General features: G+C 63.6%; 21 protein-coding genes. 9 read left to right on the top strand and 12 right to left on the bottom strand.

What is annotated here, in order from left to right; translation table 11 throughout:
• Window positions 1-67: 67 nt before the first annotated feature.
• On the bottom strand, window positions 68-1192 hold the full coding sequence (locus tag DXK93_RS31220) for a cupin domain-containing protein (RefSeq protein WP_119452164.1): 1125 nt from the start codon (window positions 1190-1192) through the stop codon (window positions 68-70).
• A gap of 197 nt (window positions 1193-1389) precedes the next feature.
• On the opposite strand from DXK93_RS31220, the gene DXK93_RS31215 reads away from it, so the two are divergent.
• Together DXK93_RS31215 and DXK93_RS31210 are read left to right on the top strand one after the other, a co-directional pair.
• Window positions 1390-1635 (top strand): hypothetical protein, encoded by a 246-nt coding sequence (locus tag DXK93_RS31215; protein WP_054455066.1) that lies wholly within the window; start codon window positions 1390-1392, stop codon window positions 1633-1635.
• 179 nt (window positions 1636-1814) lie between these two features.
• Window positions 1815-2807: a tripartite tricarboxylate transporter substrate binding protein gene (locus DXK93_RS31210; RefSeq protein ID WP_233564659.1), complete on the top strand. Its 993-nt coding sequence runs from the start codon at window positions 1815-1817 to the stop codon at window positions 2805-2807.
• A gap of 34 nt (window positions 2808-2841) precedes the next feature.
• On the opposite strand, the gene DXK93_RS31205 is transcribed toward DXK93_RS31210, so the two are convergent.
• A complete protein-coding gene (locus tag DXK93_RS31205; protein WP_158598602.1) occupies window positions 2842-3762 on the bottom strand; it encodes a LysR family transcriptional regulator in 921 nt (306 codons plus the stop codon).
• 721 nt (window positions 3763-4483) lie between these two features.
• On the opposite strand from DXK93_RS31205, the gene DXK93_RS31200 reads away from it, so the two are divergent.
• Together DXK93_RS31200 and DXK93_RS31195 are read left to right on the top strand one after the other, a co-directional pair.
• The gene (locus DXK93_RS31200) at window positions 4484-4756 is read left to right on the top strand and encodes a hypothetical protein (protein ID WP_233564658.1); all 273 of its coding nucleotides are present in this window, start codon (window positions 4484-4486) and stop codon (window positions 4754-4756) included.
• A gap of 46 nt (window positions 4757-4802) precedes the next feature.
• Window positions 4803-5654: an EamA family transporter gene (locus tag DXK93_RS31195; RefSeq protein WP_119452160.1), complete on the top strand. Its 852-nt coding sequence runs from the start codon at window positions 4803-4805 to the stop codon at window positions 5652-5654.
• 64 nt (window positions 5655-5718) lie between these two features.
• Here DXK93_RS31195 and nadE read toward each other — a convergent pair whose 3' ends face one another.
• Window positions 5719-6579, bottom strand: coding sequence for an ammonia-dependent NAD(+) synthetase (nadE, locus tag DXK93_RS31190; protein ID WP_119452159.1), 861 nt, complete (start codon window positions 6577-6579; stop codon window positions 5719-5721).
• A gap of 185 nt (window positions 6580-6764) precedes the next feature.
• Between nadE and DXK93_RS31185 the strand changes: the two genes are divergently transcribed.
• A complete protein-coding gene (locus DXK93_RS31185; RefSeq protein ID WP_119452158.1) occupies window positions 6765-7934 on the top strand; it encodes a zinc-dependent alcohol dehydrogenase in 1170 nt (389 codons plus the stop codon).
• 12 nt (window positions 7935-7946) lie between these two features.
• On the opposite strand, the gene DXK93_RS31180 is transcribed toward DXK93_RS31185, so the two are convergent.
• From DXK93_RS31180 to DXK93_RS31155, 6 genes are all read right to left on the bottom strand, one after another.
• A complete protein-coding gene (locus tag DXK93_RS31180) occupies window positions 7947-8939 on the bottom strand; it encodes an SDR family oxidoreductase (RefSeq protein ID WP_119452157.1) in 993 nt (330 codons plus the stop codon).
• Between the two features lie 123 nt (window positions 8940-9062).
• Window positions 9063-9452, bottom strand: coding sequence for a response regulator (locus DXK93_RS31175; protein WP_158598600.1), 390 nt, complete (start codon window positions 9450-9452; stop codon window positions 9063-9065).
• Complete coding sequence (locus DXK93_RS31170) at window positions 9445-12576, bottom strand: CheR family methyltransferase (RefSeq protein WP_233564657.1); 3132 nt, start codon at window positions 12574-12576, stop codon at window positions 9445-9447. Before DXK93_RS31170 ends, DXK93_RS31175 begins: the two co-directional genes overlap by 8 nt.
• Window positions 12577-12710: 134 nt before the next feature.
• Window positions 12711-12917 (bottom strand): hypothetical protein, encoded by a 207-nt coding sequence (locus tag DXK93_RS31165; RefSeq protein ID WP_119452154.1) that lies wholly within the window; start codon window positions 12915-12917, stop codon window positions 12711-12713.
• 111 nt (window positions 12918-13028) lie between these two features.
• Window positions 13029-13928 (bottom strand): MBL fold metallo-hydrolase, encoded by a 900-nt coding sequence (locus tag DXK93_RS31160; protein WP_054455072.1) that lies wholly within the window; start codon window positions 13926-13928, stop codon window positions 13029-13031.
• Between the two features lie 27 nt (window positions 13929-13955).
• Window positions 13956-14789 carry an alpha/beta fold hydrolase gene (locus DXK93_RS31155; protein ID WP_199728359.1) on the bottom strand — a complete coding sequence of 278 codons (834 nt, stop codon included), beginning with the start codon at window positions 14787-14789 and terminating at the stop codon, window positions 13956-13958.
• 437 nt (window positions 14790-15226) lie between these two features.
• Here DXK93_RS31155 and DXK93_RS31150 point away from each other — a divergent pair, with 437 nt between their 5' ends.
• The 4 genes from DXK93_RS31150 to DXK93_RS31135 all read left to right on the top strand — a co-directional run bounded on the left by DXK93_RS31150 (window position 15227) and on the right by DXK93_RS31135 (window position 18938).
• Window positions 15227-16228, top strand: coding sequence for a bestrophin family protein (locus DXK93_RS31150; RefSeq protein WP_119452152.1), 1002 nt, complete (start codon window positions 15227-15229; stop codon window positions 16226-16228).
• 133 nt (window positions 16229-16361) lie between these two features.
• Entirely contained in the window at window positions 16362-17240 is an 879-nt protein-coding gene (locus DXK93_RS31145) for an RNA polymerase sigma-70 factor (RefSeq protein WP_054455078.1), read from the top strand.
• A gap of 118 nt (window positions 17241-17358) precedes the next feature.
• Window positions 17359-17793 carry a cupin domain-containing protein gene (locus DXK93_RS31140; protein ID WP_054455081.1) on the top strand — a complete coding sequence of 145 codons (435 nt, stop codon included), beginning with the start codon at window positions 17359-17361 and terminating at the stop codon, window positions 17791-17793.
• A 140-nt stretch (window positions 17794-17933) separates the two neighbouring features.
• The gene (locus tag DXK93_RS31135; protein ID WP_054455083.1) at window positions 17934-18938 is read left to right on the top strand and encodes a LysR family transcriptional regulator; all 1005 of its coding nucleotides are present in this window, start codon (window positions 17934-17936) and stop codon (window positions 18936-18938) included.
• A gap of 3 nt (window positions 18939-18941) precedes the next feature.
• Here DXK93_RS31135 and DXK93_RS31130 read toward each other — a convergent pair whose 3' ends face one another.
• From DXK93_RS31130 to DXK93_RS31120, 3 genes are read right to left on the bottom strand one after another with little or no spacing between them, the layout of a single operon-like run.
• Window positions 18942-19436 carry an Ohr family peroxiredoxin gene (locus tag DXK93_RS31130; protein ID WP_054455086.1) on the bottom strand — a complete coding sequence of 165 codons (495 nt, stop codon included), beginning with the start codon at window positions 19434-19436 and terminating at the stop codon, window positions 18942-18944.
• 20 nt (window positions 19437-19456) lie between these two features.
• Window positions 19457-20212, bottom strand: coding sequence for an SDR family oxidoreductase (locus tag DXK93_RS31125; protein WP_054455087.1), 756 nt, complete (start codon window positions 20210-20212; stop codon window positions 19457-19459).
• A gap of 9 nt (window positions 20213-20221) precedes the next feature.
• Complete coding sequence (locus DXK93_RS31120; protein WP_119452206.1) at window positions 20222-20701, bottom strand: carboxymuconolactone decarboxylase family protein; 480 nt, start codon at window positions 20699-20701, stop codon at window positions 20222-20224.
• Window positions 20702-20721 lie beyond the last annotated feature (20 nt).

Here is a 20721-nt window from a genome sequence, read left to right as displayed (position 1 = left end):
GAGTTGAGTCAAGCGCGCGGGCCCGGCCCGCGCGGCGGATGAAAAATTCAAGAGGGATCGGGCAGCGCTAGATCAGCACTTGATGGCCGTCGTTTTCCTTGACCGCTTCTTCGCGGTAAAGCGCCAGCGCGCGCATCACGGGCAGGTCGTTGAAGCTGAACAGGCAGGCGTCGTCGTTCGATGAAAGATTGACGTGTTCATGGATGGCCCACGAGGGCACGCAGAAGATGTCGCGTTCGGTCCAGTCGTAGCGCTTGCCGTCGATGATGGAATAGCCGCTGCCCTTGGCCACCTGGTAGATGAAGCTGCCGGTATGGCGGTGGGCCTTGGTGTGCTCGCCGGGCCGCAGCAGCTGCATGCTGGCGCCGATGGTGGGCATGACCGGGCCGCCCGTGGCCGGGTTGACGTATTCGAGCAGGATGCCGTCGTAGGGGCTGCCGGCGGTAGTGCGCGCATAGCGGCGCAGCGCCTCGTAGGTGGGCTCCCATTCGTACTTGAAGAGCGGCGAGTACGGCTTGGTCCAACCGGCCACCTGAGGCCTTAGCGCCGGGTTGGCCCAGGCGGCGGTGGTGTCGTCCACCGGATAGGTCACAGTCTGGTTCAGGTCCGGATGCACGGCATAGAAACCGGCCTCCATGGCGTTGACCAGCGGAATGTCCAGGCCGTCCTGCCAGATGCAGGTGGTGCCGTCTTCGGCCACGCCGTGCTCGTGCCAGGTGCCATTGGGCGTCAGCACGAAATCGTTCGCGCCCAGTGTCATCTTGTGGCCGTCGACCACGGTGAAGGCGCCCCGCCCTTCCATGATGAAGCGCAGCGCCGAATGCGAATGCTTGTGGGCGGAAGCCAGTTCGCCCGGCTTCATGACCTGCAGGCCCGAGTACAGCCAGCCCACGGCGGCGGCCACGTCGCGCCGGCCCGGGTTGTTCAGGTAGATCACGCGCCGGCCTGCCTCTTCGGGCGAAACCAGCTCGGAAGAACGCAGCACGTGGCCGCGCAGGTCCTGGTAGCGCCACACCACCGGCACCGAGGCCGACCGCGGCGCCCACGGTTCGATCTTGTTCGCCACCGTCCACAGGGCGCCGGTCTCCAGGCGGGCCAGCTCCTGGTAGTAGGCGATGAGCTCGGGCGAGTCGGCCACATTGGCGCGGCCTATGGTGTCCTCGCGGTACGCGTCATAGCGGTTCGCTTCCATCCCTTGCCTCTTTTTATAAAAATTTAAATATTTTCGAAAATAATAGAGGCCGGCGGAAAATCGGGCAATGAATGCGCGCTAGGGGTTTTCCCAGGCTGATTGAAAATTGTTGGCGCGGCGTCAAACAATACTGTACAAAAACACAGTACAACGTGATACATTTCGCTCGCCCAAAAACTGTCGTCCAGGAGAACCCTGTGTCAGAAGCTGCCCATCTCGTTCAGTACATCGTCGTTCCCTACCGCGCCGCCGCCGATGGCGTCGCGCCTGGTGAAATCCGCGCCGCCAGCAGCGAGTTCGGCGCCATCCGCATCGCCAACTCCATGGCCTCCAAGTTCGCCGGCGTTGCCGCCTACGAAGTGCTGGTGGACAAGGAAACCGGCGACATGGAATCGCCGCGCATCCTCGCGCAGATCGGGACCGTGCCTGCGCTGGACGATTGAACACGTACCCGCCCTGCCGCGCCGAACCCGACCCAGCGGCGACGCCTGATCGTCGCAGGGCCGGGTTATGAACTTTCTTTGATTGAATTAAATATTTTCTAGTTTCACCACGGCAAGGATGTCCGGCAGGATGTTGGGTTACGCGCTTCGCCTACCCACTCTTGCCACCAAGCAGCAGCATGATCCGCCGACTCCCCTTGCACGGCTCCGCCATGGCCGGACTCCTGTTCCTGGCTTGCACCCAGACGCCTGCGGCGCACTCGGCCGAGCCCCCCAACTGGCCAAGCAAACCCGTGACACTGGTCGTGCCTTTCCCCCCCGGAGGCGGCAATGACACGGTAGCCCGGCAGATCGCCGGCCCGACAGGCCAGGCGCTGGGCCAGCTTCTGGTCGTCGAAAACCGGCCAGGCGCAGGAGGCACCATAGGCTCGGCGACGGTCGCCCGGGCACGCCCCGACGGATATACCCTGCTACTCTGCTCGACCAGCAGCCTGGTCGTGGCGACAGCGCTCTATCCCAGCTTGCCGTACCGCGTCGAGGATCTGACCCCCGTCGTCCACATCGCCAATACGCCGACGGTCTGGGTGGCCGATCCGGGCGTACCCGCAACCAATCTCCAGGAATTCATCGCGACGGCCAAACAGGCTCCCGGCAAGTACGGCTACGCCTCGGGCGGCAAGAACACCATGCCGCATCTTGCCGGCCAGACGATCAGCGCGCGCAATGGCCTGGACATGCTGCACGTGCCATACCGCGGGTCCACGCCCGCCTATGCGGATCTCGCCACGGGGCGCGTGAACCTGATGATGGACAGCATCATTTCAGCGCTGCCGTTTATCGAGTCTGGCCGTGTCAAGGGACTGGCCGTCAGCGTCGATCAACGCCTGCCGCAGCTGCCGTCCGTACCAACCTTGGCCGAACAGGGCCTGGACGACTTGGGCTTTGTGGGCTGGGTCGGCATTTGCGCGCCGCGCGGCACGCCGCCCGAGATCACCGCCAAGGTCGCCCGCAGCGTGCAGCAGGCATTGGCCCAACCCGCGTTGCAGGACTCGTTCGCCAGGCAAATTGCCGAACCAGTGGGAGACGGCCCCGAAGCGTTTGCGCAGACCATACAGCGCGATAGCATGGCGTGGCGGCAGATCATCGCGGCGTCCCAAGCGGAACGCGATTGACGGGCAGGCAGCGCAGACCGAAGCCCGGCTGCAGTCAAGCGGTAAGCGTGGTCTCGTCCGCCACGCCGCCCGGGACCAGCCGCGCGACCTCGCAAATGCAATCAGCCATGGCAGCGCGCAGCGGAATCGAGGGCTGATCGACATAGGCGGCGAAGTAGATCTGCTTCGGAAACGGCCTGGGAAGCGGCAGCCGCACCAGCTTGCCCGAATCGAGTTCCCTGCGGATGAGCTCGATCGGCAAGACACAGTATCCCGCACCCGCAACAGCCAAGCGCAGCATGACCGTCAACGACCTCAGGACGATCAACTTGAAGCCTTGCATCTGCGAAGATGAGAAATAGCTGGCAACGGCGGAGTACAACAGCGAATCCACCGGATAAGACAGCAGGGGCAGCCGCTTCAACTGGCTCAACGACGGCTCAACGTCGCCGCGCATCAGGCTCGGGCTGCAGACCCAGACGTAATCCAGTTCGAGCAACTGTCGGTTGACCACCGTCGGCTCTTCGATACTGCCCAGCAATAGCCCGATGTCGAGCGCCCCCTCAAGCAATTGCTGGCGTATGTCCGTGCTAGTCAACGATTGCAGGTGCGCGGTGACGTTGGGCCATAGTCTGCTCAGCGCGGCGGCCATGGGTTCGAGTATCGCTTCCGCGACGGTCCCGCTCAGGCCGACGCTGATCTGGGTAAGTCTTGCGTCCGTGGTCGCGAACCGGCTGGTGAAGGCTCTCGCATGGGCCAGCAATTCTTCCGCGGGTCCAAGCATTTCAGCGCCGACCGGCGTCAAGCTCAGTTGCTTGCCCTTCTCGCGCACAAAAACCCTTACCCCCAGTTCTTCCTCGAAGGCTGCGATGCGGGCAGAGATCGCCGCCTGGGACGCGTGGAGTTCTTCCGCGGCCAAGGTCATTTTCTTGAGCCTGGCGGCTCGGACAAACGTTTCCAGAAACCGGAGATTCATGCGTGGATATCCTAAGCCTGAGATGCAACCCTGATCCTGCGACCAGTCGGCAGGACAATTCCGGTCGGTACCAGGAGGGTTGTCAGAATCTGAAGGAGCTGGGCCGCCATGCCGCATTGCATCAATATGCACGCCTGATTAGCGAGCGAGGGCCAACTGCGGAAGAAAAATAAGGGCTCTTAACCCGTTTTTCCCAAGGCCCGCAAACACTGGTATTTGTTTGCGCGCCTAAATGCAAAGCGGGAGACGGCGCTCCCGCTCACAATCCCAAGCAGTTGATTTTACCCAAATTTTTTAACCTCAAGGGCAAAACCCCCCTATCAAAACTTCGTGTTTTTTTCTGCATCGCGATTTCGTAAAAGCGCGTCAAGCGACACGCAGCCACACATCGCGATCCGCGAAATATTCCGCATGCTTCAGTGCAACAAAACTCGCAGATATTGCCTTCTCCCCTGGACGCCTTCGCTTCGCTTTATCAGGCATTTATGTGTCCACGCATATCCCCTTTCGTTGGTTGATCTGGCCAGGGGCGTTTCGCATAAACAGCAATAAACAAACACGGTGCAAACCGAATATTTGCCAGGCGCACTCGCAAACAAAAGTATCCAAACCGCGGACGCCATTGCTGACTGCGCTCGAAAAAGATCGGGCAGGTGCGTCAACCAGCCATCAGGCATGGAACTTGCGCGCGCCGTAGACCCGCCAAACCACAAGGACCGCCATGAAAACCATGCACATTGTCCCTACCTCGGTCGACGCCCCGGAACCTCTGTTCGAACGGCTGCATCGCATCGATGCGGCGCGCCCCGGATTCCCCGGCGAGCATGTCCTCGTCTTCGGCGCCGGCGCCTGGCTGATGCTCTCCGGCATGCGCAGCGGCCCTGGCTGGAGGGGTGTCATTCTGACGGCGCTAGGCACGGCGTTGATAGGCCGAGCCGCCAGCGGCACGGGCGGCATCGCGAGAGCCGCGAGAATCTTGAAGAGGCTGAGTTGAGCCGGCATGTCCTCTCCCGCGAAGGGACGCCGCGCCAGCTCCTGCCATGTGCTCGGGGTCGGCCTTGGCAGAAGTTCTAGCCTTGCTGTCAGCGCTGGCATACGGCATCGTGGATTTCGCGGGCGGACGCGTCGCCCGTCAGGTCCATCCCTACGCGCTGGCCTTGAGGGTGCAAGCGTACGGGGTGGTCGCGATGCTGGTTGCAGCCCCGTTGAGCAGCGGCGTACCGTCCGCTGCAGACCTTGGCTGGGGAGCAGTCTCCGGCGCGGGCAGCGGCGTGGCGATCATGTTCCTGTACCGCGGCATGCGTCGCGGGCAGATCAGCCTCATCGTTCCGCTCACGGCACTCGTGGGCGCCAGCTTGCCCGTATTGTTTTCCATCGCGGCGCTCGGAGAGCGGCCGTCGCCCTGGGTGATGGCGGGAATGGCCGGTGCACTCGCGGCGACCTGGCTGGTGTCCTTCTCGCCCGCGCCCCGCAGCAGAGGCCCTATCAGCGGCTTCCAGGACGCCGTTGTGGCTGGCGCGGGCGTTGCTCTGCAATATGCGGCGATCGCGCAAGCTTCGGACGCCGCGGGCCTTTGGCCCTTGCTCGCGAATCGGATGGCGTCCGTGATCTTCGTGGCCGCCTACGCCCGCCACGCCGGCGTCTCCTGGCGCCTTCCGCGGCGTCAAGAGGGCGCCGCTGCCTGGATCGGGGCCGTTGCCGCAGCATCCCTCGCGCTGTATCTGTACGCGAGCTGGCAATCGATCATGAGCATCGCGGTGGTGCTGGCATCACTGTACCCGGCCGTGCCGGTGGCACTTGGAATCCTGCTGTTGAAGGAAACCTTGCAGCGGCGGCAATCCTGGGGACTGTGCGCGGCGGCGCTGTCGGTGTCGATCATCATCCTCGGATAAACCGCGCCAATGGAGCCGGTACTCGCAGGTAATTTTTTCCGCTCCCGTCCGCTTTTCCTCCGCCCTAGCCGGCAGCCGCGCCGGCCAGCGGCGCGGCTGCCGGCCGGCGCTTGTGTGCGGAGGCTTCGAACAGGCGAATAAGGTGTTCGGCAGCGCCCTGGGCCACTGGCCGGCCCTCCAGGAAGTCGTCTATCTCTTGATAAGACACGCCCAAGGCTTCTTCATCCGACCGCAAGGGCCGCAGCGTTTCCAGGTCTGCGGTCGGGGTCTTCATGACAAGGTCGGCCGGGGCGCCAAGGGCTGCGGCCAACTCCCGTACGCAACGCTTGGTCAGCCCGGTCAGCGGCATCACGTCCGCCGCGCCGTCGCCGTGTTTGGTGAAGAACCCCGTCAACGCTTCTGCGGCGTTGTCCGTCCCCACGACCAAGCCGTTGAAGGATCCCGCCAACGCGTATAGGGAAATCATTCGTTGCCGGGCTTTCATGTTGCCAGCGAGAAAGTCCTCGGCGTACTCATCGGGGTAATCGACCCCGGCCGCCTTGAGCGCATCCCGCTGGGCGTCCACCGCCGGTTGAATATTGATCGTCAGATGCCTGGCGGCCCCCACGAAACTCAATGCCCGTATTGCATCCTGTTCGTCGCCCTGCGCGCCGTACGGCAGGCGCGCCGCGACCAGCATGCTGGCATGGCCCGAAGAACGGAGCCGTTGAACGGCGAGCTGTGCGATACGTCCCGCGACCAAGGAGTCGACGCCTCCGCTGATTCCAATCACGTAGGCATCCTTGCGGGCGGCAAGCAGGCAATCCGCCAGAAATTCGATCCTGCGCTCCAGCTCCGCGTCGATATCGCAGTCTGGATTCACGCCCAGCTCGCGCGCTATCTCAAGCCTGCGCGCTTCGTTCTGCGCCGACATGGGATGTGTCATATGCATGCTCCTTTTCCCGCCACGGATTGATTTATCCGGCACGCACCGTTTCCTCGCGCGACCTTGCGATCGAAGCTGCAAGACTCGTGCCTGCGGACTTTACTCGACTTTGACCGCGCGCCTTTGACGGCACGCGGCTTGCTGCCCTGCCCCCGTCCTATGCAACCAACACCGGGAGCAGTCTCATGAAAGCACTTTGCTGGCACGGCAAGCACGACGTCCGTTTCGACACGGTCGCGGACCCCATTCTGGAACACCCTCGCGATGCGATCATCAAGGTTAGCGCCTGCGCCATATGCGGCTCGGATCTGCACCTGTTCGACGGATTCATGCCCGAGATGAAGTCAGGCGATGTACTGGGGCATGAGTTCATGGGGGAAGTCGTCGAAGCGGGTGTGCAAGCCGGCGGACTGAAACCCGGAGATCGCGTGGTGATTCCGTTCACGATCACCTGCGGCGAGTGCGAGCAATGCAGGAAAGGCAACTACTCGGTGTGCGAGCGCACCAACCGCAACGCCAAAAAAGCGGCGAAGATGTTCGGCCACACGACGGCGGGCTTATTCGGCTATACGCATCTCACTGGCGGCTATGCCGGCGGGCAAGCCGAGTACGTACGGGTGCCTTACGCCGATTCCACGCACATCGCCGTGCCGGAGCAGCTCTCCGACGAGCAGGTGCTGTTTCTCGGCGATATTTTTCCCACGGGATGGCAGGCCGCAAAGCAATGCGACGTCGAGGCCTCCGATACGGTGGCCGTATGGGGTGGCGGTCCCGTGGGGCAAATGGCCATACGCAGCGCGATCCTGCTCGGCGCCAGACAGGTTGTCTGCATCGATGCCGTGCCCGAAAGGCTGGCCATGGCGCAAGATGCAGGCGCCATCGCGATCGACTTTTCCAGCGAAAGCGTGATCGATCGGCTGCGCGATCTTACGGGCGGCAAGGGCCCGGAAAAGTGCATCGATGCCGTGGGCATGGAATCGCATGCGGGCAACTCGATGGAGTTCCTCTATGACCGGGTCAAGCAGGCTGTGGGCGCGGAAACGGACCGGCCCCATGTCCTGCGGGAAATGATCTATGCCTGCCGGCCGGCGGGGATCCTTTCCATACCAGGCGTATACGGCGGGATGATAGACAAGATTCCGTTCGGCGCCGCAATGAACAAGGGCCTGACGTGGCGCATGGGCCAAACGCACGTGCGCAGGTGGACCGATGAGCTGCTGCGATTGATCGGCGAAAACAAGATCGACCCTTCCTTCGTGATCACCCATCGCGCCCGCCTGCAGGCTGGCCCCGAGATGTATAAGACATTCCGGGACAAGGCCGACGGGTGCATCAAGGTGGTTCTGACTCCTTAAGGCCGCCCCGCGTCAGCGCCGGCCGCGCAGCAACCATAACGCTGCGCCACCCGCCAGCGCCACGGTCGTCACTACCGTGGCGCGTTGGTGCATGGCCAGATGGGTGTAGACGCTATGCCGGCGGCCGGCGCGCTGCACCGCCTCATGTTCGCCTCCCGCTTCATACAGGGAATCCGTACCCTGGCCTGCACGCGCGGGCCCGCGCTGACGCCTGAACAACCAGCCCGCCATGCGATCCGCAATGCCCGGCATATTCTGGCCCAGCGCCGCTATCGCGCGCGACGCCCCGCCCACGTAAAGATCTCTCACCGGATGGCGTGCTGCATGGAGAATAGCCTCGGCCACCATGTCGGCGGAATAGACTGGCGGCGGCAGGTCGGGCTGCGCGTCCATGTAGTTTCGCGCGTGCACAGTGAACCCCGTGGCTATCGACGCAGGTTTGATCAGCGTGACGGAGATAGGCGCCTGCTGTTCCCGCAACTCCATGCGCAAGGCGTCGGTGTAGCCCTTCACCGCGTGTTTGGCGGCCGAGTAGGCGCCCTGCAGAGGCACGGCACGGTCCGATACTTCGCTGCCAACGTTGATGATTGCGCCGCCTGTCGACTTCATGTGCCTCACCGCGGCCATGCAGCCATAGACCACGCCCCAATAGTCCGTCTCGAACAGCTTGCGCTGATCCTCTATCGGCACTTCTTCCAGCGTCCCGTAGATCGAAACCCCGGCGTTATTCACCCAGGTATCGACACGGCCATAATGCTCGATGGCCTGGGCGAGTATGCGTTCGTGATCCTCCTGCAGTCCCACGTCGGCAACCACGCTTGCTGCCGTTCCGCCTTCGCGGAGAATTTCCTCCGCCACCTTGGCCAAGGTCTCCTCCTGCCGACCCGCCAATATCACCTTGGCGCCATGCCTGGCGGCCATCCGGGCCGTGGCCGCGCCGATGCCGCTGCCCGCGCCCGTGATCACGATGACCTGGTCACGCAACGGTTTCAGATTCAGTTTCATTGAAGCCTCCTGGTTGCGGCGCCGCAATCGTGCGCGCCACCAGCCCTGGCAGCAAGAGACGTACCTGGCGGCGCGTCCACGGCGCTTCCTGCCGAGGCGCTGCGGCGCATCGCGGCCCAGGCGTTATCGCGAATGGCGCGCGGCCATTCCAGCAGAGAGCAGTGTTTGCAACGCTCTTTGATTGAACGGCTTCTGACAACGAGGCAGGTCGCAGTAGGGACTCTTCAGGGCCTCTTTCCCGAACCCGGTCAGCAACACCACATAGACATCTCTTTCCAGCATCGCGTCGATTGCGGAGTAGGAGCTGTCGCCATGCAGATTCACGTCGACGACCGCGCAGTTGAAGTCATTCTGGCGGTTCCTGGCAAATCGGACCGCTTCGTCCAGCCAACCTACGACGCCCACTATGGTGGCGCCGTCATCGCCCAGCGCCTCGCACAGCGTCTCGGCGATGACATATTCATCTTCGACTACCAGTATCCTGCACTCCGTCAATGGGGCAGACTCATCCATTGTCTCCATCCTCGGCTCCCGCAGCCGGCGGTGATTTTGCACATAATGGAATTTCGATACGGCACTTCAGGCCGTCGTCGGTAAAGTCGAGCTGCACCTTGGCACGCAAGGTGAAACGCAAGGCTTTTTCAATCAATTCCCTGCCATAGCCGCTGCGAGTGGAATCCGGCGGATTCGGCAAGCCGGACTCGATCCATTCTATGACCAAGCTTTCAGCCAGCAATTGATGTTCCTGGCGCCAGCGCACGGTCAGCTTGCCGTTCTCGGCGCCCAGGGCGCCGTGCTTGACCGCATTGGTTCCCAGTTCGTGCAGGGCCAGGGCCAGGGTTTGCGCGCAATCCGGGGTGATGAGAACGGATTCTCCCTCCACGCATACCCGCTCCAGGTGCCCGATCGCATCAAGCTCCAGCCGGATCAGGCTGGCGAAATCCACGGGCTTCAGATCAGGGTCGCTAAGCAGCCCCTGAACACGTCCAAGCGCCGCCAGTCGCGTGTTCAGGCGGTCATAACTGTCGCCACGGCCGAGCACCTTGAACGCCAGGCTCTGAACCAAGGCCAGCAGATTGCGCGTGCGATGCTGCAGTTCGGCAATCAATACACGGTGGCGATTCTCTGCCACGGTAATCTGCGTTATGTCGATAAAGGTAACAACCACGCCATTTACCCGGTTGTTCGAATCGCGATAAGGAGCAAGACGCAAAAGATAATGCTTGGACTCGCCTGTACCCGTGATGCGCCGCTCAACCGTTTCATGGCTCTCGAATACATGGCGGATGTCGTTGCCGAACGACGGCAACGACACGCGACTCGCCAGATCGGTAATCGGACGACCGCGGTCGCTGGGGAGGATGCTGAAAACTTCGCTGACGGCGGGCGTAAAGCTTCGAATCACCATGTTTCCGTCCAGAAACAGGGTTGCAAACGCGGTGCTGTCGAACAAGTTGTGCAGGTCGCTGTTGCTGCGGTCCAGGTCGTCGACCTTGCCCTGCAATTCCGCGTTTACCGTGTGCAGTTCCTCATTGAGCGATACCAGCTCTTCCTTGGACGCTTCCAGTTCTTCGTTCGAAGACTGCAATTCCTCGTTGACGGAAACCAGTTCCTCGTTGGAGGACTTCAGTTCTTCCAGGGCCGTTTCGTATTCTTCGACCGTGGATTGCAGCCGTTCCCGGGTTTCGCGCAATTCGCTCTCTATGTGTTCCGTCGCCCCTTCATGCGACGAATGCAGATAGGCGCGGGCTTCCTCCCTGCTCAAGGAAGGGCCTTCGTCCGCAAACAACACCAGGTACAAGGGCTCGTCTTCGCGGTTCTCGAGCAGCGGCTCGACGCTCAGGCGCAGCAGTTGTATCCGACCGTCTTCGCCTTCCACCGCAACGTTATGCCGCTCCGCCGGGGAACCGCTGGTCATGGCCTGGTTGAGCAGCGCCCGCAGATCCAGCCGCAAACCCTTTTTGGCGAGCGTGACGACCTGGCGCGTCGGGACCCCAGCCGCAGCCTCCAGGTACTTGCCCGTGCGAGCGGAATAAAACACCACATCGCCGTCTTTGTTCACCAGTACATGGGGCGGCGCGTGCCGGCCCAGTACCTGCTGGTCAATCGCCTGTCGCAGGCTGCCCGGTCCCATGAGCGCGCGCCGATGCGCGGGCTCCGTCCTGTCGACCGCGCCCGCCGCAGGCAGATGAAAATGCGGCCGCCGGTGCAGCCCCATATCGCTGCGTCGCTGAAAAATCCGATGCCGCTTGTCGACATGGGTGAACAGGTCGCCAAATTGCGAAGCGTTTTCCGACATGCCAAGAAACAGGTAGCCCCCAGGCCGCAAGGCGTAATGGAACGTCGGAATGACCTGCTTCTGTATGGTGCCGCCAAAATAGATCAACAGGTTGCGGCAGGACACCAGATCTATGCGCGAAAACGGAGGATCGCGCAACACGCTGTGCGGAGAAAAAATGCAGAGATCACGCAGCTGCTTGCTTACCGTATAGCTGTCCCCGTCACGGATGAAGAACCGCTCCCTGCGTTCGGGGGTAACGCTATCCAGCAACTGCGCCGGGTAGCGCGCAAGCCGCGCCACATTGAGGGCAGGTTCATCGATGTCGGTGGCGAATAGCTGAACCCGCGGCGGCGTTTCGATCTCATCCAGTTTCTCGCGAAACAGGATTGCCAGGGAATAGACCTCTTCACCGGTCGCACAGCCTGGCACCCAGACACGGATGGTATCCGCCGCACTCCGACCTTCCAGCAGCTTGACGACCACGTTGCGTCCCAATGCCTCGAAGGCCTCCGGGTCGCGGAAAAAACTCGTGACGCTGATCAGTAGATCCCGAAAGAGGTCGCCGGCTTCCTGGGGCACGCTGCGCAGACATTCCAGATAGCCCTCCACGGTATCAATCTGATGCACCTTCATGCGCCGCTGCACCCGCCGCATGAAGGTCCTGCTCTTGTAACCGCTGAAGTCATGCCCGGTACGCGACAGCAGCAGCGCACAGATTTGTGCGTGCGCTTCTTCCATTTTCTTGGAGGCGTCGGAGGCTTGATCTTCGATGGGCAAGGTCTCCACGGCCGATGAGATACGGCCCAACTGCGCAAGCCTAGGCCCCATCTCTTTCGCATGCAGGCAGAAATCCACTACCCCGGCCGAAATTGCGCTTGCAGGCATTTCCGAATACTGGGGCCCAAAACCGTCTGCCGTTTGGGCCATGGTGATGCCGCCGCATTCTTTTATGGCCTTGAGTCCCAATGTGCCGTCGGTATCGCTGCCAGAGAGAATCACGCCGACCGCCCGTTCACGGCAATCTTCCGCCAAGGACGTAAGAAAGATATCCAGCGGCCGTCTCAAACCCCGGCGCTCGGAGGCAGCTTTGAGTCGCAGGCGCCCCTGGCTGAGCGCCACATCCGAATCAATGGTCACCACATAGACGCGGTTACGTTCCAACGGCAACTCATCCCGCGCGGCGACGATTTGAAGGTCCGTGTGCCTGGCGATCAACTGAGGCAGAAAGCTCTCGCGGCCCGGGCCGATGTGCGTGACCACAATGAACGCCATGCCAGGGTCAGGCGGCACGCCCCGGAAAAAGCCCTCCAGCGCCTCGACACCGCCCGCTGAAGCGCAAATTCCTACGATAAGCATGTCAGGCTGTGAATTCATTTTCGCGAGGTGGGCGGAGCATCGGGTCGATCGGGCGCCAGATGGAGGATCGCCGCCACTGATTTGAGCGCTGGGCAATCCTGCATTTTATCGGACGCACGCGTGCTCCGGAACGCCTAGCCGCGCCGCTTTTCCGCCTGTTCTCGCACTTTGGCGCTGCGGCCGAACGCATCCTTCCCTTTGGGCAGTTCCTTGCCTCCCGCCGGATAGCCGGAATTGGTGTTGGGATCGCGATTCTGCTTGCTCGTCGGCGGGCCGTCCGCAACGGGTTGGCCATCGCGCCTGGCGTTGTCGGAATCGGCATGAAACGGTAGTTTTGGCATTTCGTGTCTCCTGGGGAGGTGGGGATCCGCGGCGCCATGGCGCCAGGAAAAGCGGACTCGCAAGTCACGTTCCCGTCCCCCAGAAGACACCTGAGGACCGTGCGCCGGTACTCAGAAGTCCCAGATGACCGGCACCCAGCGGAACGCGTCGCCGTCGACCGCCACACGGCCCAGGGACGGGAACGGCAGATGGGCGGCGACCAACAGCCCGCGGTTCTGCGCCAGCTCCTGGAACAGACCGAGGCGGACGCGGGCCGATTCCTCGGGGTCGTGCTCGAAACCGTTTTGCCATTCGGGATGGTCGAACGCGACCGGGAACATGGCGTCGCCAGCAAACGTCAGCCTTTCGCCGCCCGAGACCAAGTCGACCACGCTGTGCCCGGGAGTATGGCCGCCGGTCATGCGCACGATGACGCCCGGCGCCACCTCATGCCGATCGTCGAAGAGGCGCAGCCGGTCGCGGTACTCGTTGTAGAAGCTGGTAGCCGTCGACTTCAATACCGCAGGCACAGGCTTGGGCATGACGGTGTGCGAGAAATCCGGCGAGGTCCAGAACGCCACTTCGGTCGCGGACACGTGGATGCGCACGTCGGGACGCAAGCGCTCCTTGACGTCCGGCACGAGCAGCCCGCCCACGTGGTCCATGTGCATGTGCGTGATGATCACGTCGGTCACGGATTCCAGCGCGATGCCGGCGGACTCCAATCTCTGCGGGAACATCCCGGCGCGCGGAAAGCCCGCGAACTGCCCGCCCAGCCCCGCATCGATGAGGATGGTCTGGTCGCCGCTGCGCGCCACCATCACGTTCAGCGGCCAGTCGAACGCGTCCGGAGGCATGAACATGTGTTCCAGCCAGGCAGCGAGATCGGCAGGATCGGCATTGGTGGCCATGGTCGAAGTCGGCAGCGGCAGCACGCCGTCGCTCACGACCAGGGCGTCGATGTCGCCGATCTGCAGCGCATAGCGCGACGGGACCAGGTCGAGGGATTCGGTGTTTTCAATGGCAAACATGGCGGTAACTCCAGGTAGGTGCGCCGTTCAGGCGGTGGCGCGGATGAAGGCGAGCAGGTCGTCGTTGACGCGGTCCTGCATGGTGGCGGTCAGGCCATGCGGCGCGCCGGGGTAATAGATTTCCCTGGCGTTCTTGACCAGGCGCGCGGCCTTCTTCGCCGAGTCGTGCACCGGCACGATCTGATCGTCTTCGCCGTGCATGAACAGGGTCGGGACGTCGATCTTCTTCAGGTCCTCGGCGAAGTCGGTCTCGGAAAACGCCTTGACGCATTCGTAGGCGTTCTTCTGGCCGCTTTGCATGCTCCACAACCAGAACTGGTCCAGCATGCCTTGCGAGACCTTGGCATCGGGGCGGTTGGCGCCGTAGAACGGAACCGCCAGCTCCTTGTAGAACTGTGAGCGGTCTCCCGCCACGCCCGCGCGGATGCCGTCGAAGACCTCGACAGGCAGGCCTTCGGGATTGGCGGCGGACTTCAACATCACCGGCGGCACCGCGCCGATAAGCACCGCGCGGGCCACGCGCTTGCTGCCGTGGCGGCCGATATAGCGCGCCACTTCGCCGCCGCCGGTGGAATGGCCAACCATGGTGATGTTCTTCAGATCGAGCGCCTCGATCAACTGCGCCAGGTCATCGGCATAGCCGTTCATGTCGTTGCCGGCAGACGGCTGCGAAGAACGGCCATGGCCGCGCCGATCATGCGCGATGACGCGAAAGCCATTGCGCGCCAGGTAGTGCATCTGCCCGTCCCAGGCATCCGCGTTCAGCGGCCAGCCATGCGAAAAGGTGACCACGGGGCCCTGGCCCCAATCCTTGAAGTAGATCTGCGTACCGTCGTTGGTGGTGAAGGTATTGCGGGTCATGGTCGTGCTCCGGTTGGATTGCGCGTTGCTCTGCGCGGCTGCTTCGGCGCGGATGGCGAATGCCCCCGTCGCCAGGACGGCGCTGCCGGCAAGAAGACTGCGGCGGGCCGGGTTGTGCGAGTCGTTCATGGGAACTCCTGTTTCGGCAAAGTGAGTGAGGGCATGGTAGGTATGCGGTCTGGTCCGCGGTAGGCACGCGGCGGGAAGCACGCTGTTGCGCGACGGGCACCAATGCGCCGCGGCATGGACATGACGCGCGCTACACAGGCCCACGTCACGCGGGCCGCACTTATTCGGAAGGAGAAGCGATGATTGGTGTCGCGCCGGCAACACCATGCGTCCTTGCATGGCCCTACCGCGTCACGCGCGACGCTCTTAGGATGAGCGCACCCACACACACCAGACGCGCCGCTGCGCGCCGACCGGGGGCCGACATCATGCATCTGGGAAAATCCTATCGCCTGGGCGAGTTCATCATCTGGACCCGCAGGAAGATCTACGTCCTGCTGGCGCTGGGCTTCGCGCCAGTGCTGCTCCATCAGCTGGCTGGCCTGAAATGGCTGACCCTGCCCTTGTCGGTGGTTTCGCTACTGGGCACCGCCACCACCTTTGTCGTCGGCTTCAAGAACGTGCAGACCTATGCGCGCACGGTCGAAGCGCAGAAGGTCTGGATGAGCATTGTCAGCGCCAGCCGCTACTGGGGCGTGATCAGCCGCAACTACGTCGGCGACGCCGAACGCGGCACGGCCTTGGTGCAGCGGCATCTGGCCTGGTTGACGGCGTTGCGCTACCGGCTGCGCGAGGCCCGCGTATGGGAGACCGTCGGCAACCGTCCCAATGCCGAATACCGCAGGCAGTACGTGATCCCGGAACGCGCCGAGCCCCTGGAGTCCGCGCTTTCCCGCTACCTGCCGGCACAGGACATTGCCGGTTTGATGCAGACCGATGACAAGGCCGCGCAAATGCTGGCAATGCAAGGCCGGGCGGTCCGCGGACTGCTGGATGCAGGCGCCATCACCGCGGCGGAATACGCCGAGCTCAACAGCCGCATCCGGGAACTGCTGGATCTGCAGGGACAGGCCGAGCGCATCAAGAATTTTCCGTATCCACGCCAGTACGCCATCATCAACACCTTGTTCGTGCGCTCTTTCTGCGTGGCGCTGCCGTTCGGACTGACGGGCCAATTCGCCCAGCTGGGCCAGGATATCGGCGGCTACATGCAAGGCCAGATGGCGTGGCTGGCGGTGCCGTTCAGCGTAATCATCTCGTGGATCTACACCTCGCTCGAGCAGGTGGGCGAAAGCACGGAGAATCCCTTCGAGGGCAGCGCCAACGACGTACCCATCAGCCGCCTGAGCGTCATGATCGAAAGGGATCTGAAGCAGATGGCAGGCAGCGCCAACCTGCCCGCGCTGCCTGCCTCGGTGATCGCGCTGTAGCGCGCGGCACGCGGCGCGCCCCTCCGTCCGGGACTAGCTGGCAGAGGCTTGCGCAGCTTGTCCTGCCCGGGCCGCTGCGGCAAAATACCCTGCCCTCCCGCCCCCCCATTTCCGCTAGGCATTGGCCCATTCCATGACCGGCTCCGTGACCCTGTTCGACCGCCATCGCCCGCGCCTCTACGCGATCGCCTATCGCATGCTGGGCTCGGTGGCCGAGGCGGAAGACGTGGTGCAGGATGCGTGGCTGCGCTGGCATGGCGCCGACCGCTCCACGCTGGAGAACCCCGAGGCCTGGCTCGTCACCGTCACCACCCGTCTGGCGATCGACCGCCTGCGCGCTGCCCGTACGGAACGGGAAAACTACGTGGGCGTCTGGCTGCCGGAACCGATGCTGATGGCCGCGCCGTCCACGCCCGAACAGATCCATGAACTGGCCGACGATGTGTCAGTGGCATTTCTGTTCATGCTGGAGCGCCTGTCGCCGGACGCCCGCGCGGCCTTCCTGATGCGCGAAGTGTTCGACGCCGACTACGAGGACATCGCGCAGACCCTGGACAAGACCCAGGCCGCGGTCCGCCAACTGGTGCGGCGCGCCAAGCAGCAATTGCGCCAAGGCACCCCGCGCGAGGCCGTGCCGCGCGCGACGCTGCATCGGCTGCTGCTGACCTTTGCCGATGCGATGGACCGCAGCGACTTCCACGGCCTGCATGCGCTGCTGAGCGACGATGCCGAACTTATCGGCGACGGCGGCGACAAGGTCACCGCCTTTGCCAGCCTGGTGGGCGGCAAGCGGCTGGCGCAGCTGTTCTACGCCGGCAAGCGCCGCTACCGCGACGCGTTGCGCACCGAGGTGGTCCAGGTGAACGGCCAGTGGACCTTGCTGCGCTTCATCGATGGCGATCTCGAATCGGTGCAGTCCTACGAAACGGACGGCAAGCGCCTGACCCGGGTGCTGGTGCAGCGCAATCCGGACAAGCTGGCCCGCATCGCGGCCGCCCTGGCGCAACGCTGAGACCGCCCGCACCGGCGTTGGTGCATCGCGGGCAACATGGTGGTCCCTTGCGCGGACCTACCGCCGCGCCGCCCTCGCTTCTACGATGGACCTGTCACCACTCCACTCAGGACAGGCCATGCCGAAACTCACCAAACTCGCGTTGTCTTTCATCGCCGCCGGCGCGCTGCTGGGCCAGCCCGCCCATGCCGCATCGCACCACGGCGCGCCCGCCGGCAAGCCGGCCGATCCGATCGTCACGGAAGTGATGAGCAAGGACCTGCCCGACATTCCCGGCCGGGATGCCGTCATGCTCGTCGTCGACTACCCGCCCGGGGCCGCCGACCCCTTGCACCGCCATGACGCCTCGGCCTTCGTCTATGTGCTGGAGGGCAGCATCGTCATGCAGGTCAAAGGCGGCAAGGAAGTGACGCTGACCCCGGGCCAGACCTTCTACGAAGGGCCGGACGACATCCACACCGTGGGCCGCAACGCCAGCCAGACCAAGCCGGCCAAGTTCGTGGTCGTGCTGATCAAGAAAAAGGGCGCTCCCGCCCTGATCCCCGTTCAATAAGGGACGGATATTTATCCCTTCCTGGCCATCCCCGGGTGTCTCCCCGCCCGGGGATGGCCATTTTTTTCAAGGAGGCGTCACAAAACCGTCCAGCGCAACGTCTTAGCAGGTAGGATCAACCAACTTGCGGCGCTGCCACCATGCCTACCCCTATCCCAGCCTCCCCGGTCACCCCTCCCGCGAACGGCCCGGACTCCCTGGCCGACAGCTTTGCCACCAGCTATGCCGGCGTCATGGCCTTCCTGGCGGTCGCCGCCGAGGGCAACTTCGCCAAGGCCGGCGACCGGCTGGGCATAGGGCGTTCGGCAGTCAGCCGCAGCGTGCAGAAACTCGAAGACCAGCTGGGCGTGCGGCTCTTCGTGCGCACCACGCGCAGCACCTCGCTGACCGCGGAGGGGCAGCGCTTCTACGAGCAATGCCATCCCGGCGTGGAACGGATCATCCAGGCACTGGACAACATGCGCGACCTGCGCGAGGGCCCGCCTTCCGGCCTGGTGCGCGTCTGCTCCACCGTGGGTTTCGGCCGCAAGGTCGTGGCGCCCCTGCTGAAGGCGTTCCGCGAAGCGCATCCGAACATCTCGGTGGAGCTGTTGCTGGATGACGGCCCGACCGACTTCACCACGGACCGCGTCGACGTGTCGTTTCGCAATGGCCGCATGGAAGACAGCCAGGTGATCGCCAAGAAAGTCATTCCCATGCAGATGATCCTGTGCGCCTCGCCCGACTATGCCGCCAGGCACGGGCTGCCGCTAAGCGTCGACGAGCTGTCCGGCCATAGCTGCGTGAACTTCCTGCTGGCGTCCGGCCGCGTATTCGAATGGGAATTCAAGGTCGGCGGCCATCTGCGCAAGTTCGCGCCGCCCGCCATGCTGACCTTCAACGATGCCGACCTGGTCCTGCAGGCCGTGCTGGACGGCCATGGCATCGCGCAGATGGCGGCGTACCAGGTCTGCGAGCATCTGCGCGCAGGCACGCTGGTCGCCTGCATGCCGCAGTACTCGCCCGACGACCGCGGGCACTACCTGTGCTTTCTCAGCCGCCAGCACCTGCCCGCCCGCATGCGGGTCTTCATCGATTTCATGACCGAGAGCATCCGCGCGCAGGACCTGCTGATCATCGACAGCCTGCTGCCGAAACAGGCCTGAGCGCTATTGGGTCAGGGCCACGACGCTCTGGATCCCGCCCTGGGCCATCTTGGCGTAAGGACACAGGCGTTCCGTATTGCGCACCAGCTCTTCCGCGATGGGCGTGGGCACGCCCGGAAGGTGGATATTGACGTCCGCCGTCAGCGCGAAAAAGCCGTCGACGGGGTCCCGGCCGAACGAGATGGTGGCCGTCACGGAAGCGTCCGGGATGGCCAGGCCGGCGCGTTCGGCCAGCATGCTGAGCGCGCCGTGGAAGCACGCCGCATAGCCGGCGGCGAATAGCTGTTCGGGGTTGGTGCCCCCGCCCGTGCCGCCCAGCTCCACCGGCAGGCGCAGTTCCACGATCAGCTCGCCATCGTCCGAAATGGCCATGCCGGAGGCGCGTCCATGCGCGGCCTCCCCGCCGCGCACCGTCACGCTGGTGGTGTACAGGGGATGGAAATCCTTCCCCCGGTACTTGTCCAGGAGACTCTGGGGAGGAGGCCGCAGTTTGCTCATGAGGGTCCTTGCGCCTGCCGCTACTTTCTTGCGCCCGAACGGCTGAACCAGGTTTCGAAGCCGATCTGGCCCAGGCGCGGGCCGGCTCCCGGAACCAGCGTGTCGTCATCGAGCAGCGCGCCGAAATAGCGCGCGCCGGTGTCCGCCCGCACGGGGCGCGCGTCACCGATCTTGGCCATGTAGCGCTGCACCAGCTCGGCCAGGCGTACCCGCTCGGGGCCGGCGATTTCCACGATGCCGTTCACCGGCGGCGCCAGCGTGGCGTCGGCCATGGCCAGGGCGACGTCGTCCGACGCAATGGGCTGGACGTAGGCGGGCGACAGCCGCACTTCCGCCCCTTCGGTCCCCGACTGCACGATACCGCCCAGGAATTCGAAGAACTGGGTGCTATGCACGATGGTGTACGGGATTCCAGCAGCCACGATCAGCGCTTCCTGCGCGATCTTGCCGCGGAAGTAGCCGCTTTCGGCCAGGCGCTGCGTGCCGACCACCGACAGCGCGACGTGGTGGCGCACGCCGGCGCGGGCCTCCGCCGCCAACAGGTTGCGCCCCGATGTCTGGAAGAACTCCAGCACGGCGCGGTCTTCGAACGACGGCGAGTTGGCGACGTCGACCACCGTGTCGACGCCGGCGAGCGCGGCGTCCAGGCCCTCGCCAGTCATGGTGTTGACGCCCGTGGCGGGCGATGCGGCAATCGCCTCATGGCCGCGCTCAGTCAGCAGTTTGACGAGTTTGGAGCCGATCAGGCCCGTGCCGCCGATAACCAGGATTTTCATGGTGGTTCCTTAGTTGAACTTGGCCTTATCCAGGCCATATGCCTTGTCGGCAGAACCCGGCACGGTGCGGAAGCCCACGTTCAGGCGGTTCCAGCCATTGATCGCCATGACGGCGAAGCTGAGGTCCGAGATTTCCTTTTCGGACAGTTGCGTGCGGACGCGTTCATAGATCTCGTCGGGCACGCCCTGCGCGCCCAGCGTGGTCAGCGCTTCGGTCCAGGCCAGGCAGGCGCGTTCACGCGGCGAAAACTCGGTCGATTCGCGCCAGATCGCCACGTGATGCAGGCGCAGTTCGCCTTCGCCGTGGATCTTGGCATCCTTCACATGCATGTCCAGGCAGAAGCCGCAGCCGTTGATCTGCGAAGCGCGGATTTCGACCAGGCGCAGGATCGATTGCTCGATCGCGCCGGACTTCAGGAGCATGCCGAACTCGACGAATTTCTTGAACAGTTCGGGCGATTGCGCAAAGGCATTCAGACGTTGACTCATGGTGACTTCCTCGATGGGTT

Origin of the sequence: Achromobacter sp. K91 (genome assembly GCF_003576205.1) — a bacterium.
Lineage (GTDB): Bacteria > Pseudomonadota > Gammaproteobacteria > Burkholderiales > Burkholderiaceae_B > Achromobacter > Achromobacter aegrifaciens.
The sequence above is the reverse complement of the archived record's forward strand: the minus strand, read 5'-3'. Positions and strand labels throughout refer to the sequence as shown.